General features: G+C 63.0%; 21 protein-coding genes. 12 read left to right on the forward strand and 9 right to left on the reverse strand.

Going from position 1 to position 18,101, the window contains the following annotated elements; translation table 11 throughout:
* Positions 1-10: 10 nt before the first annotated feature.
* The 8 genes from ACZ5WQ_RS15065 (at position 11) to ACZ5WQ_RS15100 (ending at position 5,430) form a co-directional block, all read left to right on the forward strand.
* Positions 11-520, forward strand: coding sequence for a cupredoxin domain-containing protein (locus ACZ5WQ_RS15065; protein WP_464382587.1), 510 nt, complete (start codon positions 11-13; stop codon positions 518-520).
* Entirely contained in the window at positions 510-2,210 is a 1,701-nt protein-coding gene (locus tag ACZ5WQ_RS15070; RefSeq protein WP_464382588.1) for a copper resistance system multicopper oxidase, read from the forward strand. Before ACZ5WQ_RS15065 ends, ACZ5WQ_RS15070 begins: the two co-directional genes overlap by 11 nt.
* A complete protein-coding gene (locus ACZ5WQ_RS15075; protein ID WP_464382589.1) occupies positions 2,207-2,926 on the forward strand; it encodes a copper resistance protein B in 720 nt (239 codons plus the stop codon). Before ACZ5WQ_RS15070 ends, ACZ5WQ_RS15075 begins: the two co-directional genes overlap by 4 nt.
* Before the next feature lie 151 nt (positions 2,927-3,077).
* Positions 3,078-3,818 carry a MauE/DoxX family redox-associated membrane protein gene (locus ACZ5WQ_RS15080; RefSeq protein ID WP_464382590.1) on the forward strand — a complete coding sequence of 247 codons (741 nt, stop codon included), beginning with the start codon at positions 3,078-3,080 and terminating at the stop codon, positions 3,816-3,818.
* A 61-nt stretch (positions 3,819-3,879) separates the two neighbouring features.
* Complete coding sequence (locus tag ACZ5WQ_RS15085) at positions 3,880-4,341, forward strand: hypothetical protein (RefSeq protein WP_065335639.1); 462 nt, start codon at positions 3,880-3,882, stop codon at positions 4,339-4,341.
* A gap of 26 nt (positions 4,342-4,367) precedes the next feature.
* Positions 4,368-4,793: a secondary thiamine-phosphate synthase enzyme YjbQ gene (locus ACZ5WQ_RS15090; RefSeq protein ID WP_464382591.1), complete on the forward strand. Its 426-nt coding sequence runs from the start codon at positions 4,368-4,370 to the stop codon at positions 4,791-4,793.
* Between the two features lie 88 nt (positions 4,794-4,881).
* Positions 4,882-5,004 carry a hypothetical protein gene (locus ACZ5WQ_RS15095; protein ID WP_464382592.1) on the forward strand — a complete coding sequence of 41 codons (123 nt, stop codon included), beginning with the start codon at positions 4,882-4,884 and terminating at the stop codon, positions 5,002-5,004.
* A 108-nt stretch (positions 5,005-5,112) separates the two neighbouring features.
* A complete protein-coding gene (locus ACZ5WQ_RS15100) occupies positions 5,113-5,430 on the forward strand; it encodes a hypothetical protein (protein ID WP_088276279.1) in 318 nt (105 codons plus the stop codon).
* A gap of 18 nt (positions 5,431-5,448) precedes the next feature.
* Here ACZ5WQ_RS15100 and ACZ5WQ_RS15105 read toward each other — a convergent pair whose 3' ends face one another.
* The 6 genes from ACZ5WQ_RS15105 to lptM are packed head-to-tail and all read right to left on the reverse strand — an operon-like array spanning position 5,449 to position 9,997.
* Positions 5,449-6,159, reverse strand: a complete 711-nt coding sequence (locus tag ACZ5WQ_RS15105; RefSeq protein WP_228245679.1) for an HAD family hydrolase — start codon at positions 6,157-6,159, stop codon at positions 5,449-5,451.
* Entirely contained in the window at positions 6,156-7,079 is a 924-nt protein-coding gene (gene xerC / locus ACZ5WQ_RS15110; RefSeq protein ID WP_285677323.1) for a tyrosine recombinase XerC, read from the reverse strand. Before xerC ends, ACZ5WQ_RS15105 begins: the two co-directional genes overlap by 4 nt.
* Complete coding sequence (locus tag ACZ5WQ_RS15115; protein ID WP_464382593.1) at positions 7,063-7,767, reverse strand: DUF484 family protein; 705 nt, start codon at positions 7,765-7,767, stop codon at positions 7,063-7,065. Before ACZ5WQ_RS15115 ends, xerC begins: the two co-directional genes overlap by 17 nt.
* The gene (dapF, locus tag ACZ5WQ_RS15120) at positions 7,764-8,594 is read right to left on the reverse strand and encodes a diaminopimelate epimerase (RefSeq protein ID WP_088276275.1); all 831 of its coding nucleotides are present in this window, start codon (positions 8,592-8,594) and stop codon (positions 7,764-7,766) included. Before dapF ends, ACZ5WQ_RS15115 begins: the two co-directional genes overlap by 4 nt.
* 1 nt (position 8,595) lies before the next feature.
* A complete protein-coding gene (lysA, locus tag ACZ5WQ_RS15125) occupies positions 8,596-9,849 on the reverse strand; it encodes a diaminopimelate decarboxylase (RefSeq protein WP_088276273.1) in 1,254 nt (417 codons plus the stop codon).
* A 7-nt stretch (positions 9,850-9,856) separates the two neighbouring features.
* Positions 9,857-9,997 (reverse strand): LPS translocon maturation chaperone LptM, encoded by a 141-nt coding sequence (gene lptM / locus ACZ5WQ_RS15130; RefSeq protein WP_103904635.1) that lies wholly within the window; start codon positions 9,995-9,997, stop codon positions 9,857-9,859.
* Positions 9,998-10,119: 122 nt separating this feature from the next.
* On the opposite strand from lptM, the gene cyaY reads away from it, so the two are divergent.
* Positions 10,120-10,464, forward strand: coding sequence for an iron donor protein CyaY (gene cyaY / locus ACZ5WQ_RS15135; RefSeq protein ID WP_233048776.1), 345 nt, complete (start codon positions 10,120-10,122; stop codon positions 10,462-10,464).
* On the forward strand, positions 10,461-10,658 hold the full coding sequence (locus tag ACZ5WQ_RS15140; protein WP_088276270.1) for a DUF1289 domain-containing protein: 198 nt from the start codon (positions 10,461-10,463) through the stop codon (positions 10,656-10,658). Before cyaY ends, ACZ5WQ_RS15140 begins: the two co-directional genes overlap by 4 nt.
* 12 nt (positions 10,659-10,670) lie before the next feature.
* Here the strand turns inward: ACZ5WQ_RS15140 and ACZ5WQ_RS15145 are convergent, their stop codons facing one another.
* Both ACZ5WQ_RS15145 and ACZ5WQ_RS15150 read right to left on the reverse strand, forming a co-directional pair.
* Positions 10,671-13,511 carry a class I adenylate cyclase gene (locus ACZ5WQ_RS15145; protein WP_285677321.1) on the reverse strand — a complete coding sequence of 947 codons (2,841 nt, stop codon included), beginning with the start codon at positions 13,509-13,511 and terminating at the stop codon, positions 10,671-10,673.
* A gap of 8 nt (positions 13,512-13,519) precedes the next feature.
* On the reverse strand, positions 13,520-13,762 hold the full coding sequence (locus ACZ5WQ_RS15150) for a TIGR02647 family protein (protein ID WP_088276268.1): 243 nt from the start codon (positions 13,760-13,762) through the stop codon (positions 13,520-13,522).
* 158 nt (positions 13,763-13,920) lie between these two features.
* On the opposite strand from ACZ5WQ_RS15150, the gene ACZ5WQ_RS15155 reads away from it, so the two are divergent.
* The gene (locus tag ACZ5WQ_RS15155) at positions 13,921-14,580 is read left to right on the forward strand and encodes a glutathione S-transferase family protein (protein WP_228245685.1); all 660 of its coding nucleotides are present in this window, start codon (positions 13,921-13,923) and stop codon (positions 14,578-14,580) included.
* Between the two features lie 450 nt (positions 14,581-15,030).
* A complete protein-coding gene (locus ACZ5WQ_RS15160) occupies positions 15,031-16,038 on the forward strand; it encodes an adenosine deaminase (protein ID WP_233048779.1) in 1,008 nt (335 codons plus the stop codon).
* 40 nt (positions 16,039-16,078) lie between these two features.
* On the opposite strand, the gene ACZ5WQ_RS15165 is transcribed toward ACZ5WQ_RS15160, so the two are convergent.
* Positions 16,079-17,986 (reverse strand): beta-ketoacyl synthase, encoded by a 1,908-nt coding sequence (locus ACZ5WQ_RS15165; protein ID WP_233048780.1) that lies wholly within the window; start codon positions 17,984-17,986, stop codon positions 16,079-16,081.
* Positions 17,987-18,101 lie beyond the last annotated feature (115 nt).

An 18,101-nucleotide genomic window follows, 5' to 3' on the forward strand; every position in this document is an offset into this window, starting at 1 on the left:
GAGAGACAGCATGAATCGCATATTGAACGGACTGGCCGCAGCGCTGCTGCTGAGTGCAACGACCGCTGCAGGCGCTGCGGCCGGCACCGGTGGACAGCCCGGTGACCCGCAGCAGGTAACGCGGACCATCGAGGTAGTCATGCACGACAACTACTTCGAGCCTGAGCAGCTGTCGTTTGCAGCAGGCGAGACCGTGCGCCTGAAGGTGCGCAACGAAGGCGCCCTGGTCCACGAATTCAACATCGGCACGGCGGCCATGCACGAAGCTCATCAGGGACAGATGCAGATGATGGTCGATCATGGCGTTATCCGGGGCGACCACCTCAATCGCGCGTTGATGAAGATGGACATGGGCGGTGGGCACAGTATGGCGCACGATCATGCCAACAGCCTGCTGCTGGAGCCGGGGCAGGAAGCCGAGCTGGTCTGGAAGTTCGACCACGCCGACCACCTGGAATTTGCCTGCAATGTGCCCGGGCACTATCAGGCCGGCATGATGGGGGGCATCGATGTCGAGTAGAGCATTGCTCTCGGCGCTGGCACTGCTGCCGGCGCTGAGCTGGGCCGGTGAGTACCGGCTTACTGTCGACGAGGTGACCATCGACACCGGCGACTTCCGCAAGCAGGGCATTGGCTACAACGGTGCATCGCCGGGGCCGGTATTGCGCTTTCGCGAAGGCGAGGACGTCACCATTCATGTCACCAACAACCTCGATGAGCCGACCTCGGTACACTGGCACGGACTGATACTGCCGTACCAGATGGACGGAGTGCCCGGACTGAGTTATCCGGGCATCGCGCCGGGTGAAACCTTCACCTATCGCTTTCCGATCACGCAGTCCGGCACTTACTGGTTCCACAGTCACTCGGGATTTCAGGAGCCGGATGGCGCCTATGGCGCGATCATCATCGAGCCGAATGGTCGTGAGCCGTTTCGCTATGACCGCGAGTACGTGGTTCAGCTGACTGACAAGCACCCGCACTCGGGCGACCGCATCATGCGCAACCTCAAGAGCTCGGCGGACTACTACAACCGTCAGCAGCAGACCGTCGGCGACTTCTGGCGCGACAGCAAGGAGCAGGGTCTGGCGGCGACGCTCAAGGACCGCCTGATGTGGGGCGAGATGCGCATGATGGCCAGCGACATCGAGGACGTGCAGGGCTTTACCGGCCTGATCAACGGCAAGGGGCCCGAGCAGAACTGGACCGGGCTGTTCAAGCCGGGCGAGCGTGTGCGCCTGCGCCTGATCAACTCCTCGGCGATGACCTATTTTGACGTACGCCTGCCCGGCCTGAAGATGACCGTGGTGCAGGCGGACGGCAATAACGTCCAGCCGGTGATCGTGGATGAGCTGCGCATCGGTGTGGCGGAGACCTACGATGTCATCGTTCAGCCCAAGGACGATAAGGCCTACACCCTGTTCGCCGAATCCATGGGCCGTTCGGGTTTTGCCCGCGGCACGCTGGCGCCGCGTGAGGGCATGCAGGGCGAGATTCCCGAGCTGCGTCCGGCACCGTTGCTGACCATGGCTGATATGGGCATGGCGCATGCGGGTATGGATCATGGCAGCATGGGCCACGGTGACATGGCCGGCATGGATCACGGCAGTATGAACCACGGCGACATGGCCGGTATGGATCACGGCAGCATGAACCACGGCGCTATGGCCGGCATGGATCACGGCAACATGAGTCATGGCGAGGCCGCAGCACTGCCCGCTGATCCCTTCTACGCCCAAGGCAGTGGCCTCATTCCCCAGGCCTATAACGACGGTCGCTTCCTGTCCTATGCCGACTTGCGTGCGCAGAAGCCGTTGTATGAAGAGCGTGAGCCGACGCGCGAGATCGAGTTGCGGCTGACGGGCAATATGGAGCGCTATATCTGGTCGATCAACGGCATCAAGGAGTCGGACGCCGAACCGATTCGCCTGCAGTACGGCGAGCGGGTGCGCTTCAAGTTCGTCAACGAAACCATGATGACTCACCCGATGCACCTGCATGGCATGTGGTCGATCCTCGACGTTGGCGCAGGCCAGTGGAATCCGGTCAAGCACGTGATCAGCGTGGCACCCGGCACGACCGTCTATATGGAGACCGAGGTCGACGCGCCGGGGAAGTGGGCCTTCCATTGCCACCTGGCCTATCACGCGGCAGCCGGGATGTTCCGCACCGTGATTGTTGAGGGTGGCCCCGAAGGAGGTGACTCATGAAGCGCCTGATGACGGCGTTACTGCTGTCGGCCTCGGCATCAGTGGGCGCCGAGGAAATGCGTCACTCCATGCATCATGGTTTCTTCTATGGCCTGCAGGCCGATGCCCTGGAATACCGCTACGGTGACAGTGGTGAGGAGCTGGGGTATTGGAGCACCGAAGCCTGGTGGGGCACCGATGAGTTGAAGGCGCTGTGGCTGAGCGAAGCCGAGTACGACTTTGATCATGACAGCTGGGAAACCCTCGACAACCGCCTGGCGCTGCAAACCCCGGTCAGCGACTTTATGGACCTGCGTGGTGGCCTGCGTTTCGACACGCCCGACGGTGAGAACCGGCACTACGCCTTTGTCGGCCTGAGTGGTCTGCTGCCCTATTGGCTGGAGATGGACAGCAATCTGTACCTGAGTGAGCACGGCGATCTGTCGCTGGATCTCGCGCTGGAATACGAGCTGCTGCTGATCAACCGCCTGCATCTGACCCCGGAGCTGGAGTTCGATGCCGCCCTCTCGGATGACGAAGCAGTTGGGGTTGGTCGTGGTCTCAGCGGTATGGAAGCCGGCCTGCGGCTGAGCTACGACCTGGTTGATCGTGCCGTCGTGCCTTATGTGGGGGTGCACTACGAACGGGCCTTCGGGCGCAGCGCCGACTTTGCCGTGCAGGACGGTGAAGATCGCGACGGCTGGTTTGCGGTCGCGGGCGTAAGGCTGATGTTCTAGCTACGCAGTGCTGCGTCGCCGGCTGGAGCCTCGCAGCCGGTAGCGCAGTCGCAAGGTCAGGGTGATCGTGTTCTGTGCCGCTGGGGCGGCGTTGTGCCAGCCGGTGCAGGCACTGCCCAGATGACACAAACCGGACAGCAGGAGTGACCCGATGACGGATCGACCGCATGAAGCGACACTCTATCGCATGGTGATGAAAAACCACCTTTGCCCCTTCGGGCTAAAGTCCCTCGATCTGCTCAAGCGTGAGGGTTTCAAGGTGCAAGACCATCACTTGACCAGTCGCGAGGAAACCGACGCATTTCAGCGCGAATACGACGTGGACACCACGCCGCAGGCCTTTATCGACGGCAAGCGCATTGGCGGCTACGACGAGCTGCGACGGTACTTCGGCAAGCCGGTCAAGGAGGCGGATGAGGTGACTTATCAGCCGGTTATCGCGGTCTTTGCCTGCACGGCGCTGATGGCGTTGGGTGTCAGCTGGGCCGCGTTGGGTACGTTATTCGGTGTGCGCACGCTGGAATGGTTCGTCGCTATATCGATGTGCGTGTTGGCGATACTCAAGCTGCGTGACCTTGAAAGCTTCTCCAACATGTTTCTCGGTTATGACCTGCTGGCGCAGCGCTGGGTGCGCTATGCCTATCTTTACCCCTTCGGCGAGGCACTGGCCGGCATTCTGATGATTGCCGGTGCGCTGCTGTGGCTGGCCATTCCGGTGGCTATGCTGATCGGGGTGGTCGGCGCGGTTTCGGTATTCAAGGCGGTGTATGTCGAGCGACGCGAGCTGAAGTGTGCCTGTGTGGGTGGCGACAGTAACGTGCCGCTGGGTTTCATTTCGCTGACCGAAAACCTGATGATGGTGGGGATGGCGATTTGGATGCTGATCAAGTAGCTCCAGACGCATACACTGACACCTCGACATGCACATTTGTTGCACGACCGCAGGAGGCTTGATGAAGGCGGAAACCTATCGCGATTTGATTGAGTGGACACAGCAGCTGCACGGTCATCTGGCCAGCAGCCTGGAGGCTGGCGCCGCGGACAGCGGGACCGGCGAGCGCATGCGCGCGCTGTTGCAGTACCTGGCCGAGCACGAACGGCGCATGCAGCAGATGGTGCTGCGCTTTGAGCAGCAGGCCGATATCAAGGTGCTCGATAGCTGGGTCTACGACTACTTTACCGACAACCCGCGCGTGCGCCTGCTCAATACCCGGCCCAGCTTTGCCGGGCTGGACTACGATGCGCTGTGCACCATGGTATTTGACCTGCACAACGATGCGCTGGACTTGTATCGCTACCTGCAGGGCCGGGCGGAAACGGCGGGTGGTCGCGAGTTGATGCAGGATCTGCTGGCCATGGAAGAGCACGAAACCTTGCGGCTGGCCGAGCAGGTCCAGCGCGGCCAGGATCTTTGAGACTTGGCCGGGAGCGGTGAAGGTAAATGTGGCTGCAGAGAGAAATTCGCCTCAAGCCCCGTGCGCGCGGGTTTCATCTGATCGATGACGAGATTCTGCGTGCGCTGCCAGAGCTGACCGAGGTGCGCGTGGGGCTGCTGCATCTGTGGCTGCAACACACCTCGGCGTCGCTGACTGTCAACGAGAACGCCGATCCGCTGGTACGCGGCGACTTCGAGACGTTCTTCCGGCGCGCGGTGCCGGATGACGCCCCCTACTTCAAGCATACCTACGAAGGCCCGGACGACATGACAGCGCATATCAAGTCGAGCCTGCTGGGTGTGCAACTGACCCTGCCGGTAACTGCGGGCAGACTCGCCGTTGGCACCTGGCAAGGTCTCTATCTCGGGGAACACCGGGAGCATGCCGGCAGTCGCCGGGTGCTGGCAACCTTGCAGGGACAGTGCGACTGAACCGGGTGCATCCCGGGGCGCTCGCCCCAAATCAGGGCGGATCGACAGCGTCTACGAGGTGCCGCTGCCCAAGGTGCGGCATCAGGATATGAAGCTGGAGCCGGAATTTATCGCCCTCAAGCGCGAGATTCTGACCCGCATTCGGGAAACCTCCGGGGTGCAGACCGATCTGGATCAGCTGGCGCGCCTGAGCGAGGGGGCTGTTTTATAGGCTGGCTGTCTAGGGCAGGCGCTATAGGCGAAAATTTTTTTTCGCAAGACTAGCCAAATCCCCTCGATGAACTATATATAGCCTGTTTTCCACTGTGAGGATTCAGGCATGAGTGATGATCTGGACGACGATCTGGATGGTATGGACGACTCCGAGGTCGACGATCAGGATGATGTGGTAGACGACAGCGATGACGGTGACGACGGCGAACCGGTTTCCAGCGGCAAGTCGCGCAAGAAGGCATCGTCCTCGGCGGATGACCTGGAAGGGGCGTCGATGGAGGCCAAGGAGCGTGAGCGCGAGATGCTGGCCCGTCAGATCGAAGAATTCATGGCCCGAGGCGGCAAGGTCCAGCAGATTGACGACAACGTCGTCTCTGATCCGCCGAGAAAGCCCGAGAGCAAGTACGGCAGCCGTCCTATCTGACGCTGCCGTAGCCACCGTTCAGCGCTTGGCGTAGCGCTGGTAGCGGTTCAGCCAGGGCGGAATCTCGCTCAGGCAGCGCACTTCGCCGTGGGCCCGTTGCTGGCCCGCCCAGGCACTACCCTGTGGGTTGAACCACAGGGTATGCATGCCCACATCCAGTGCCCCCTGGATGTCATCACCCGGATGATCGCCAATATGGACCGCCTGCTGCGGCTCGACGCCAGCCCGTTCCAGTGCGGTGACAAAGGGTGCCGGATGCGGCTTGCTCAGGCCCACTTCGTCGGCCGAAACGATAATGCTGAAATAGCGGTCCAGACCCAGCCGGCGTACGTCGGCGTTGCCGTTGGAGATACACGCCAGCTGGTACTGGCGTGACAGCAGTTCCAGCACCAGTTCGGCATGCGGAAAGTATTCCAGCCGGTGCCGTGCGTCGATGAATACCTCGAAGCCTGCCAGCGCCAGTCGCTTTGCCTCGTCCGCTGAATAGCCTGCCTGGCGCAGGCCCAGCTCCAGCACCGCGATGCGCAGGGCTGTGACCCGGTGGCGCAGTTCGGGGTCGGCATCCAGTACCTCGGCCAGCAATGCCTTGCGGGCCTCCTTGTCACGGGCGGCGGTGTAATCCGGTGCCTGCTTGCCAAGCCAGTCGGCCAGCACCCGTTCGGCATTGGCTACCACCGATTCGGTTTCCCACAGGGTGTTGTCGAGGTCAAAGGTCACCAGTTGAATCATTTGTCTGCCTTGCGTTTGGCTCTGGGATGGGCCTGATCATACACCTGCGCCAGGTGCTGGAAATCAAGATGGGTGTAAATCTGGGTGGTGCTGATATCGGCGTGGCCGAGCAGCTCCTGCACGGCGCGCAGGTCGCCGGAGGATTCGAGCATGTGGCTGGCGAAGGAGTGGCGCAGCATGTGCGGGTGCAGATGCTGGCCGATGCGCTCGATGCCGTGACGGCGCAGGCGCAGCTGGATGGCGCGCGGTGTCAGTGCGCTGCCGCGCTGGCTGACGAACACCGGCTGCTGCGCCCCTTCGCGCGCCGGGCGCACGCTGAACCAGTCGCGCAGGGCACGGCGCGCCATGCGCCCGACCGGCAACACGCGGGTCTTGTTGCCCTTGCCGGTTACCCGTACTTCGCCTTGCTGCAGATCGATGTCGGCCATGTCCAGCCCGGCCAGCTCCGACAGCCGCAGGCCGGAGGAGTAGAACAGCTCAAGCATGGCCTGATCGCGGCGCTGCAGCCAGTCGTCTTCACCAGTGTTGTCGAGCAACTGTGCGGTCAGGTCGGCGTCGAGGGTGCGTGGCAGGGTGCGCGGTGCCTTGGGCGCGCGCAGATCCTGTGCCGGGTTCTGGCGGCTGCGCCCTTCGCGCTGGAGAAAGCGGTAAAAGCTGCGAATGGCGCTCAGCAGGCGCTGCAGGCTGCGCGGTGCCAACCCATGCTGATGCTGGCTGGCGATGAAGTGGCGCAGGTGCTGGGTGTCCAGCTGGCCCCAGCCGGGCAAGCTGCGTTCGGACCGGTACAGGTCGAGGCGGAGCAGGTCGTGGCGGTAGGCTTCGACGGTACGCGGCGACAGCCTGCGCTCAATGCGCAGGTGATCGAGAAACGCGCTGATGTCAGGGTCGGCGACGCCGGCCGGCTCAGGTGTGGCTTTCATCGGCCAGCGGGCGTTGGCGCAGCAGCACGCGGGCAAGCGCGTCGGCGACGTAGCCCAGAAACAGGGTGCCGGTGGCGCTGCGGTACTGCTGGGCGTCTTCGCTGCCCAGTGCCAGCACGCCATGCAGACCCTGGTAGCGGATCGGTGCCAGCGCGGTGGAGGCCACCTGTTCGGCTGACTCGGCGAACAGGAAGCTCAGCTCGGCAGGACGCAGCGCGCCGGCCAGCGGCTTGTCACTGTCCAGCAGGTGGCCGATGGCCTCCTTGGCCGCCGCGTGGGTGACGCAGTGGGCGTTGCTGTAGCGATCGGCCTCGGTAAACAGGATCAGGCTGACATGCGGCACCTGAAAGTCGGTGCGCAGGCTGTCTTCCAGGGTGGCAATCACCTGATCCGGACTCTGCGCTTCCAGCATGCCGAGAATCAGTCGACGGCTCTTGTCGAACAGTCTGTCGTTCTCGCGGGCGGTGTCCATCAACTGATTGAGCCGATGGCGAACATCGATATTGCGCTCGCGCAGTAGCTTGACCTGACGCTCCACCAGCGACACCGCATGGCCGGCCTCGTGCGGGACGATCAGATCGGCCAGCAGCTCGTCGTGCTCGACGAAGAAGGCCGGGTGGCGACGCAGGAAGTCTGCGACCTGTTCGGCGTTGATCTGTTCCGGCTGCGGTGTCTGCTGTTCCTTCATACGCGGATCTGTCCCTCGTAAACTCGGGTGGCGGGGCCGGTCATCAGTACCGGTTGGCCCGGGCCGGCCCACTCGATCTGCAGGCGGCCGCCGGGCAGATCGATCTGTACCGGTGAGTCGAGCAGGCCGAGGCGGATACCGGCAACGGCAGCAGCGCAGGCGCCGGTGCCGCAGGCCTGGGTCTCGCCGACGCCGCGCTCGTATACCCGCAGACGGGCGTGCTGGCGGTCAACCACCTGCATAAAGCCGGCGTTGACCTTGCGCGGAAAGCGCGGGTGCGCTTCGATCAGGGCGCCAAGGCGCTCCAGTGTGCCGTCGCGTACATCCGATACCAGGGTAACGCAATGCGGGTTGCCCATGGATACGGCGGCGACCTGCAGGGTCTCACCGCCAACCTCGAGGCTGTATTCGCAGGCTTCGGCGTCGGCCTGGAACGGGATCTCGGCCGGCACGAAACGCGGCGCACCCATGTCGACGGTGATTTGCTTGTCGCGGTTTACCTTGAGCACGATCGGGCCGCCGGCGGTTTCGACGTGGATGGTCTGCTTTGCGGTCAGGCGCTTGTCCTGTACGAAGCGGGCAAAGCAGCGCGCACCGTTGCCGCACTGTTCGACTTCGCTGCCGTCGGCGTTGAAAATCCGGTAGCGGAAGTCGGCATCGGGCGTGCTTGGCGGCTCGACCAGCAGCAGCTGGTCAAAGCCGACACCGGTGTGGCGGTCGCCCCACTGGCGGATCTGCTTGGCTGACAGCTGGGCGTGCTGGGTGACCAGGTCGATGACCATGAAGTCGTTGCCCAGTCCGTGCATCTTGGTGAATCGCAGCAGCATCTCAGGCCTCGGGCAGCAGTGATTCGCCGGCCAGCAGCTCGCTGACGGTTTCGCGGCGACGGACCAGATGGGTGGTTTCGCCGTCGACCAGGACTTCGGCGGCCCGTGGGCGGGTGTTGTAGTTGGAGCTCATGACAAAGCCGTAGGCACCGGCCGAGCGCACGGCCAGCAGGTCTCCTTCGGCCAGCGCCAGCTCGCGGTCCTTGCCGAGGAAGTCGCCAGTCTCGCAGACCGGGCCGACCAGATCCCAGGTTTGCACGGCAACGTCACTGCGCGGCTTGACCGCATCGATGCCCATCCAGGCGCTGTACAAGGCCGGACGGATCAGGTCGTTCATGGCGCCATCGATGATCGCGAAGTTCTTGTGTTCGGTCGGCTTGAGCAGGTTGACGCGGGTGAGCAGTACACCGGCGTTGGCCACGATCGAGCGGCCCGGCTCGAACACCAGGGTCAGGTCGCGGCCGGCCAGCGCCTCGCGGACCTTGGCCAGGTAGCTGCCGGGGCTCGGCGGCACTTCGTCACGGTAGGTCACGCCGAGGCCACCGCCGAGGTCGAGGTGGCGAATGCTGATGCCTTCCGCTGCCAGACCGTCGATCAGTTGCAGCAGGCGTTGCAGGGCGTCGATAAACGGCGTGTCGTCGGTCAGCTGGGAGCCGATATGGCAATCAACGCCACAGACCTCGATGTGACTCAGCTCGGCGGCGCGGCGGTAGACGGCCGGTGCCTGGGCGATGTCGATGCCGAACTTGTTTTCCTTCAGCCCGGTGGAAATATACGGGTGGGTCTTGGCATCCACATCCGGGTTGACCCGCAGCGAAACCGGGGCCTTGACGTCCAGCTCCGCAGCGACCTGCTGCAGACGCTCCAGCTCGGCGGCGGATTCGACGTTAAAGCAGTGGATACCCACTTCCAAAGCACGGCGCATTTCGGCGGCGGTCTTGCCCAGTCCGGAGAAGACAATCCGGGCCGGATCACCGCCGGCGGCCAGTACGCGCTCCAGTTCGCCACCGGAAACGATGTCGAAGCCGGCACCGCGGCGGGCCAGCAGGTTCAGCACGCCCAGGTTGGAGTTGGCCTTGACGGCGAAGCAAACCAGATGGGGAACGCCCTCCAGCGCGCTGTCCCAGGCGTCATAGGCCTGTTCGATGGCAGCACGGGAGTATACGAAGCAGGGCGTATCGTATTGCTCGGCAATAGCGGACAGGGCGACGCCTTCGGCGTAGAGTTCGCCGTTGCGATAATCAAACGCGGTCATGGATGCATCACTTCTCGGTCGATTGCTCGGTGGTCTCGGTTTGGACCGCGGAAGTGGCAGCCGTGTCCTCGGGCAGGTAGAGAGGGCCTTTCTGACCGCAACCGGTGAGAACCAGGAGCGTAAACAGGGCCGCAGCGAATGGCTTCATGTTGAAATCCTTACAGGTAGAATACCCGGCAGTATACCCAGCCACCCGGTCGGACGCATCAGCCAGCGGCCGGGCGGACGGAAAACGGCGCACAGGCGCCCGAGCCAGATGAGAGACAGACAATGCAGGACATGAGCGAAGCGGCATTTCACCAGACCGTGGATCGGGTGCAGGACCTGATCGAGCACGCCCTTGACGGCGGCGACCTGGATCTGGAGATGGAGCACATTGACGGTTCGCTGGTGCTGATACTGCCGGAGGGGCAGCGGCTGGTGGTCGGCCGCCAGCCGGCGTCACGCGAGCTGTGGCTGGCGACTCCGGACCGCACGCTGCACTTCAACTTTGATCCCGAGCGCGGCTGGTTGCATGACAGCGGTGAAGGCACGCTGGGGGAGGTACTGGCTGGCGTGCTGGAAGAGTTCAGTGGTGAAGATGTCGAGCTGGATATCGACGCGGAGTCGTTGTGAGCAGCCGCGGGCGCCAGCCTTCCCCCTGCGTGCGCAAGTGCTGCCTGGACGGCGATCTGTGCATGGGCTGTGGCCGTCTGCTGGATGAAATCCTTGAGTGGGGCAAGGCGTCCGACCGTCGTCAGTGCGAGATCATTGATGCAGCCGCGCAGCGCCGCGCGGCCTGGCAGAATCCCTCCGCCGCATCGCGCTGAGCCCGCCGGACGTCAGGCCAGCGCCTGCATGGCGTCGTTCAATGCCGTTTCCAGCTGCTGCCGATAGCGCAGGTATTGAACGGTCTGCATGCGCCCGCCCGGGTCGATGGCGGACAGGTCCAGATCGGTGATGTAGCACGGATAGGCTTCGCGGTGGCGGCGCCGGCTGAGGATATGGCCCGCCACTTCCCGGTACAGGCGTTCGCCGTACTCCAGCTCGGAGAACTCCCGGTGATCGCAGAAAATGGTGACCCGCGGACCGCGGCTGCCGCCGGGCTCGGCGATCGCCTGGACCGCGTAGATGTCGGGATCCATGCCGCCACGCGGCAGTGGGCGCTGCTCGATGCGCAGCGGATGACCGTCAAGGGCCGGCAGAATGGCGTATACCAGCAAATCCCCTTCGTTCACGCTGCTGTCCAGTGGCTGGTTGGCCTGGCGGCGCTGCCGAATGCTCTGCAGAAACCGCAGCAGCGGCAGCAGCAGGGTCTGTTCGTCGCGGTAGCTCTGGCGTGTGCTCCATAGCGCACCGCGTTCATCCAGCAGGCTGATCTCGGCATAGCCCTGCGGCTTGAGACGGTAGAACAGCTGGATGCGCCCTGGCTGGTCCTGCGGCAGGATCAGCGCCAGATCCTGGCCTTGCAGGGCGTAGTTGTCCAATGCCAGCTTGCTGTAGCGTGGTGTGGGTTTGCCGAGGTAGCGCAGCAGCTGTTCACGGTCGCTGAGGGTCTGCATGCGGATCTGCTCATCCTGCCATTCCAGCGCGCGGTAGCCGTTTTGCAACTGCAGCAGGAAGCGCTCTGGCTGACCCGAGAGCAGGTGGTTTGAGGCGTCACGAAACAGCTGCTCTACACGTTCGGCGATCGCGCTGGCCCGGTTGCGGCAGAAACAGCGTACCTCCAGCTCGGGCAGGCGCTGATGTTCGCGACCGCTGGTAAGGTAGTCCTGCAGGGCCTGCATGCAGGCTTCTTCGCCACTGTACTGATGCACCAGCAGCTCGTTCCAGCTGTTCAGGGTGATCTGATCGATGCTCAGAATCAGGTTGTCGCGCATCCCCGAGTAGCCCAGCGCATCGGTATGGCTGCTGATCAGGTGCAGGTTTTTCTGGCTGTTGCCGGGTAGCGGGTCGAGGCCGATATTGACCAGCAGCACTACCTTGCACGGCTCGCTGGCGCGCGACAGGGCGGTTTCGGTGAGTGCCGGCAACGGCAGCGGGAACTGCTGGCGCAGGCAATGCACGATACTGTTGAGTTCGTACTCGGTCAGGGCGCTGTCGCCCGGATGCAGGGCAAAGCGGGTAGCCCCGTCAATCACGCCGTTGCGCTGCCCCCAGGCCAGCAGCTCCAGCAACTGCCTCGACCGTTTCAGTGGCAGATGGTCGCTCAGCTCCTGCACGTTCAGTGTGCCGCGGTAGAGGCTCCAGTAGGGCTCCCCTTCGTCTGCCGACAGGTTCTGGCTGATGGTCAGCACCGGTTCGCTCAAATCCGGGCTGATGCCGGGATTGATGAACTCGATCTTGCCGGCCTTGCGCTCGAAGGCGGCATACAGACGACGGCCGAGCAGTGACAGGTCGCGGGCACTGACCTGATTGATCACATCCTGGCTGCGACCAAACTGCGACAGCAGCCGGTAGCTGTGGGTCAGCTCGTTGACCAGCTGGCGGCGCTCGGCGCTGACCTCGCGGATGCGCCACTGGGTGCGGTCGTCCATCTGCTGCAGCTGACGCGGGCCCCAGTGCCACTCGCGCACCAGCTTTTCCATGATATTGCGCTTCCAGTCCATCATGCCGCTGCGCCGGCTCAGGCGCACATTGGCCTTGATGTACAGGCAGCGGCGCACCAGTTCCAGTCGCTCGGATTCGCCGCGGTTGACCAGGTAGCGCTCCAGTTTGCGGTACAGCATGACGTAGGGGTCCAACTCGTCCTCGTCCAGCTGACCGGCAAAAATGGCCTGCTTGAAATCCAGACTGAGGCAGCGCACCTGCGGGTGTTCGCTGGAGTACACCTCGGTCAGCAGCAGCTTGAGCACCGATTTGTAGGGCGAGTCGATACCCTTGAACAGTTGCCACAGGCCGGCGCCGACAAATTCGCCGGCGGGGATGCTGGCGACATGGCCGAAGTCGAGGCTGTCGGCCTGCTTGATAAAGCGCTTGCTGATCAGCTGGTCGGTGTAGTGGGCGTAGCGCGCCTCCTCGTATACCGGCACCAGCCACCACAGCGGAAAACGGCCGCCGAGCAAAATGGCGGTGCGATAAAACTCGTCCAGCAGCAGGTAGTGCTGGGTGGTGCCGCAGTCCTCGATGCCGAGGGTGTTCTCACGCGCGCCCTGGGCGAAGTGGGTCGGGTCGACCAGGTGGAAGTGGGCTTCGCAGCTCTGGGTTGCTGCCCAGTCGCTGATCGCCTGACACTTGCGGCTCAGCTCGTCTCGCTGGGCGGCAGACAGATTGGGGGTGTGGCAGACCCAGATATCCAGGTCACTTTGTTCGGATTGGCCGATGGTACCGCCACTGCCCATCAGGTACAGACCCTGAATGTGCGGCGTGAAGCCTGCGGGATGGCGGCGGTACTGGAAGCTGCGGGTCAGGCTCTGGGCCACCTGCAGGCTGGCGGTTTCCGGTTCGAAATTGGCCAGCCCGCAGGGCGTGTCGCGGGAAACAAAGCCGGGCAACAAGGGATAGTTGACGTCAAACAGCAGCGGGATCAGCTGCAGCACGTTGTACTGCCGGGTGGGCAGTGCCTGCAGAACCCGGCGCAAGCGCGTGGCGTTGAGTGCCATGAAGCGCTTGCGCAGGGTATTCAGAGCCTTGCGGTCAATGCCCTCTTCAATGCGTGGCTGGATTTCACCGTGCGACTGCATGTGGCGTGTCAGGATGCAGCAGTACGCAGAATGGTCAGCAGGGTCTGGCTGTGTTCGGCGGCGTCCAGGCCGAGGCTGGTCAGATAGCCGCCGTCGTGCTGGGTGATCAGGCCCTTGGCAAACAGACGCTCGGCGGCGGCGACAATCGCCGGATCGGCATCGTGGCTGTGGATCTTGAGTCCTTCCAGGGAGTTGGCCAGGTTGAACTGGCTGAGCAGGTTGATTTCGATGATTTCGTCGGATGTCAGCATGGCGGGGCCTTTTTTATCGGGTTTACAGTCAGTCTAGCCGGGTGTCGTTGTTGGCGCATTCAGAGCCATGATGACACTGGCGCATTATCACCTGAGCGGGTACAAATCAGGGCGCGTCACGGTGTCGCCACTTCCGCCTAACAATGGAGAACAACAGGATGATCAGACTACACGGCTTTGCCGCCAGCAACTACTTCAACATGGTCAAGCTGGGGCTGCTGGAAAAGGGCGTCGAGTTCGAAATCAATCACGTGCATGGCAGCCAGGACCCCGAGTTTCTGGCAATCAGTCCGCGCGGCAAGGTTCCGGTACTGGAGACCGACAAGGGCTTTCTCAATGAAACCAATGTCATCCTCGAATACATCGAGGAAACCCAGGGTGGCAAGCCGCTGCTGCCAAGCGACCCCTATGAGCGCGGGGTGGTGCGGGCGCTGACCAAGGAGATCGAGCTGTATATCGAACTGCCGGCCCGTTCCTGCTTCATGGAAGTGTTTTTCGGTGGCAAGGTCGATCAGGCGATCAAGGACAAGGCCCGCGTCGAGTTGCTGGCCGGTGTTGCCACCCTGGCCCGTCATGCCCGCTTCGCGCCCTACGTGGCCGGCAGCGAAATGACCATCGCCGACCTGTTCTTCCTCTACAGCTTTGATCTGGCTTGCACTGTCGCGCAGAAACTGTTCGATATCGACCTCAAGGCCGAACTGCCGCAGGGCGCAGCGCTGCTGGAACTGCTGGCGCAGAATCCCAACGTGCAGCAGGTTGCTGCCGATCGCGATGCCGAGATGGCTGCGTTTATGGCGGCGATTCGGGCTCGTAAGTAAGTAGGCGGGTTTGTTGCGGAGCGGCGAACATTGGTTAGCCATTTTTCGCATCGCGCCGCGGTTAGATCGGCCTTTCGCCTTTCACGGCGAGCCAAGGGGGGCTGCTTGCCCAGCCCCCCTTAGCGATCCCCCCGGGCACCCGGCTACGCGGCCCTTCGGGTTCGCTGCGTTGCTCGGGCTGACGGGGAGCCATAAAACTCGTCGCTTCGCTCCTCAGACATCCTATGGCTCTTTTTCCCGTCAGCCCTGCGCTACTCGCCCGCGTAAACGGGACGAGGCCAGTGTGCACACTCTATCATTCGAGCATTCGCTTAGCTGCCGTGGCGCCACCCCATGTCGTGTGTCCCGGAACTCCGTGAAGTGCCAGTTTACAGGACAGCTAACCCGCGCTTGGCATATCCTTTGCTGCATGAACTGCACGTTCGTGCAGCAGGATTCCAGGAGTTGCCCATGTCTTTTCCCGATACCGATTTTCTCCGTGCGCTGCCCAAGGCCGAGCTGCACATGCACCTTGAGGGCAGCCTTGAGCCCGAGCTGATGTTTGCGTTGGCCGAGCGCAACGGCATCACCTTGCCCTACGCCGATGTGGAGGCGCTGCGCGGCGCCTATGAGTTCGGCAACCTGCAGGACTTTCTCGATCTTTACTACCAGGGCGCCGATGCCCTGCGTACGGAGCAGGACTTCTTTGACCTGACCTGGGCCTACCTGCAGCGTTGCGCTGCCGACGGTGTGGTGCACGTCGAGCCGTTCTTTGACCCGCAGACGCACACGGTGCGCGGTATACCCATTGCGGTGCAACTGGCCGGTATCTCACGGGCGCTGGCCGAGGGCGAGCGGCAGCTGGGTATCAGCTCGCGGCTGATCCTCAGCTTCCTGCGCCACCTCAGTGAGGACGATGCCATCGCCACGCTGGAAGAGGCGCTGCCGCTGCGCGAGCATTTCGTCGCCGTCGGGCTGGACAGTTCCGAGCGGGGCAACCCGCCGGACAAGTTCCAGCGCGTGTTTGCCATGGCCCGGGAGGCCGGGCTGGCCTGCGTGGCCCATGCGGGTGAAGAGGGGCCGGCCGAGTACATTGAACAGGCGCTGGATCTGCTCAAGGTAGTGCGTATCGATCACGGTGTACGCTGTGTCGAAAGCCCGGCGCTGGTCCAGCGGCTGATCGCCGAGCAGATGCCGTTGACCGTTTGCCCGCTGTCCAATACCCGCCTGAAGGTATTTGCCGACATGCGCGAGCACAACATCCTGCAGTTGCTGGAGCAGGGCGTGAAGGTCACCATCAACTCGGATGATCCGGCCTATTTTGGCGGTTATCTGCTGGCCAACTTTGTTGCGGTGCGTGATGCCCTGAACATGACCCGTGAGCAGGCGATTGCGCTGGCGCGCAACAGCATTACGGCGAGTCTGCTGAGTGAAGCCGAGCAAGCCGGATGGCTGGCAAAACTGGCCGAGGCGGCCTGAGGCGGAAGCGGGGCACGGCAGGCCGTGCCCTGCGGTCAAATCAGTCCAGCATGTCCTTGAAGCGCTCATCGGTGCGGAAGGTCAGCGCCTTGCTGAACCCGGGCACCTGAATCTGCGCGTCGCTGATCTCGATTGCCGACTCGTCGATCATGTTCTGACCGAAGTTGTAGATGATATCCAGCTGGCCCTTGAGTGCGCGCTGGTCATAGGCCGCGGCCGCGGCGCGGGTCTGTTCGCGGCGCTGCTGCCAGGCCTCGAATGCCTCGGCCCCGTAGCGTTTTTTCAGCATCCGTTCGACGACCGTCGGGGCGATCACTACGGCACTGGCGTTATTGCCGCCAAAGCCCTTGGAGTTGATAAAGGCGACTTCCAGCGGTAGCTGGCTGCGGTCGATATCGCGGGTGCTGATCAGCAGACGCTGCTGGTGCACATCATCGGCGACCTGATCAATGGTCTTGATGCCCGGAATAATCTGGTATTTGAAGCTGCCGAGGGTTGCGGCCAACTGATCGGCACTGGCGCTGGCCAGTGAATGCCCGACGTAGGCTTTCACCGCCGCGACCGGCCAGCTGCTGATGTCGAACGCCTCGGCCACGCGGTCGAGAATTTCCGACTCGGTTACCCGGTTGGCTGGGGTGCTGGAGCCGTGAGCCTGAATGAAACTGCGCTGGCGCACCGCCTCCGGGCCAACGATCTGCATGGCCGCGTGGACCGCTTTGGCCATGGTCAGATAGTTGCCGGGGCCGGGTGCGGAAATCGATTTCTTGAAGCCGTCGGCGTTGATGAACACGTCCGGCACCGCGCCGTGAATATCTGCGCCCAGTTCCATCGCCAGGGCGTCGTCCATCAGCACAAAGAACTGGCCGGACTCTGCCAGGGTAAAACCGCAGTTGGCGCTGAACGGGCGGCTGGCACGGCGGAAGTCGACCTCGTCGCTGCCGCCAATCTGGCGTAGACCGTCTTCGGTGGCCAGCGCGCCCATGGCGCCGTAGCCCTCGATGCATTCCTGGGTAATCGGCGCTTCCCCGTTGCCGACCAGTACCACGCGGGCGCGGCCGCTGGTGATCATGTCGCTGCCTTTTTGCAGGTTATAGAGGAAGCTGGCGCAGGCGCCGGTGATGGCGCCGGTGGTGCCGACGCTGCCGAGAATATAGGCATTGATAAAGTCGGCCGGCATGCTGTTCAGGCCGAGCGCGAGCTGCTTGGCGCTGACCCGGCCGCCTTTCAGGCGCGACTGCATCAGGCCGCCGAAGCTGTTTTCGTCAAGCTGGCTCATGGCGCTGCTGGCAAACACCGCGACTTCGTCGGGTTCAACACTGTTGGCGATGGTCTGCCAGTCGATGCCGACCGAGCGCAGGGCGTCGGTGGCGGCAACGATGGTCAGCTGCAGGCCGCGCGGATGAAAGCGCGAGGCGTACAGCTCACCGGGCTCCAGGCCACTGGGCAACTGGCCGGCCGACTTCACCGGCAGGGCGCGGAAGCTGTCGACCTTGAGATCGCAGCCGTCATACACGGTGACCATGACTTCGGTGTCGTTCAGCGGCTCAACCACCCAGTCGCTCGGCAGCGGCTCGGGCAGCTGCTTGCTCAGGGTAATGAAGGAGAAGGGCTTGCCGGCTTCACCGGTGACGGTCAGATTCTTTTGCCAGTGGGCGGCGTCGACGTCCAGATAGCGCTTTTCGATGCGGCGTACCAGGGTGCCGTCGAGGATCTGCTGGCCAAAACGCTGCTCAATGTCGGCGAGAGTCAGCGGCTGGCCATCGGTATCGATATATTGATCGTTCTCGACGCTCACCAGCTTCATCAGTACGGCCAGGCCTGCGAGTGTCTCCTGCCGCTCGGCAGCGGGCAGGGACTCGATCACCATGCGCCGAAAACCGTGGTGGAAAGAGCTGCGGCCGGCGGCGTTGTAGCCGCCGAAGCCGACAATGACCGGTAAACGCGACATCAGACTGGACTCCTGGCTGTGTCCTGAGCTCCTGCAACAGGGGCGTAATCGGGCGCTACCTGGCTATTGAAAGCCGCTGCCCGATCAATGGGACTATTGGATTGTTGGTTTCGAT

Source organism: Halopseudomonas sp. T1L2 (assembly GCF_055397385.1).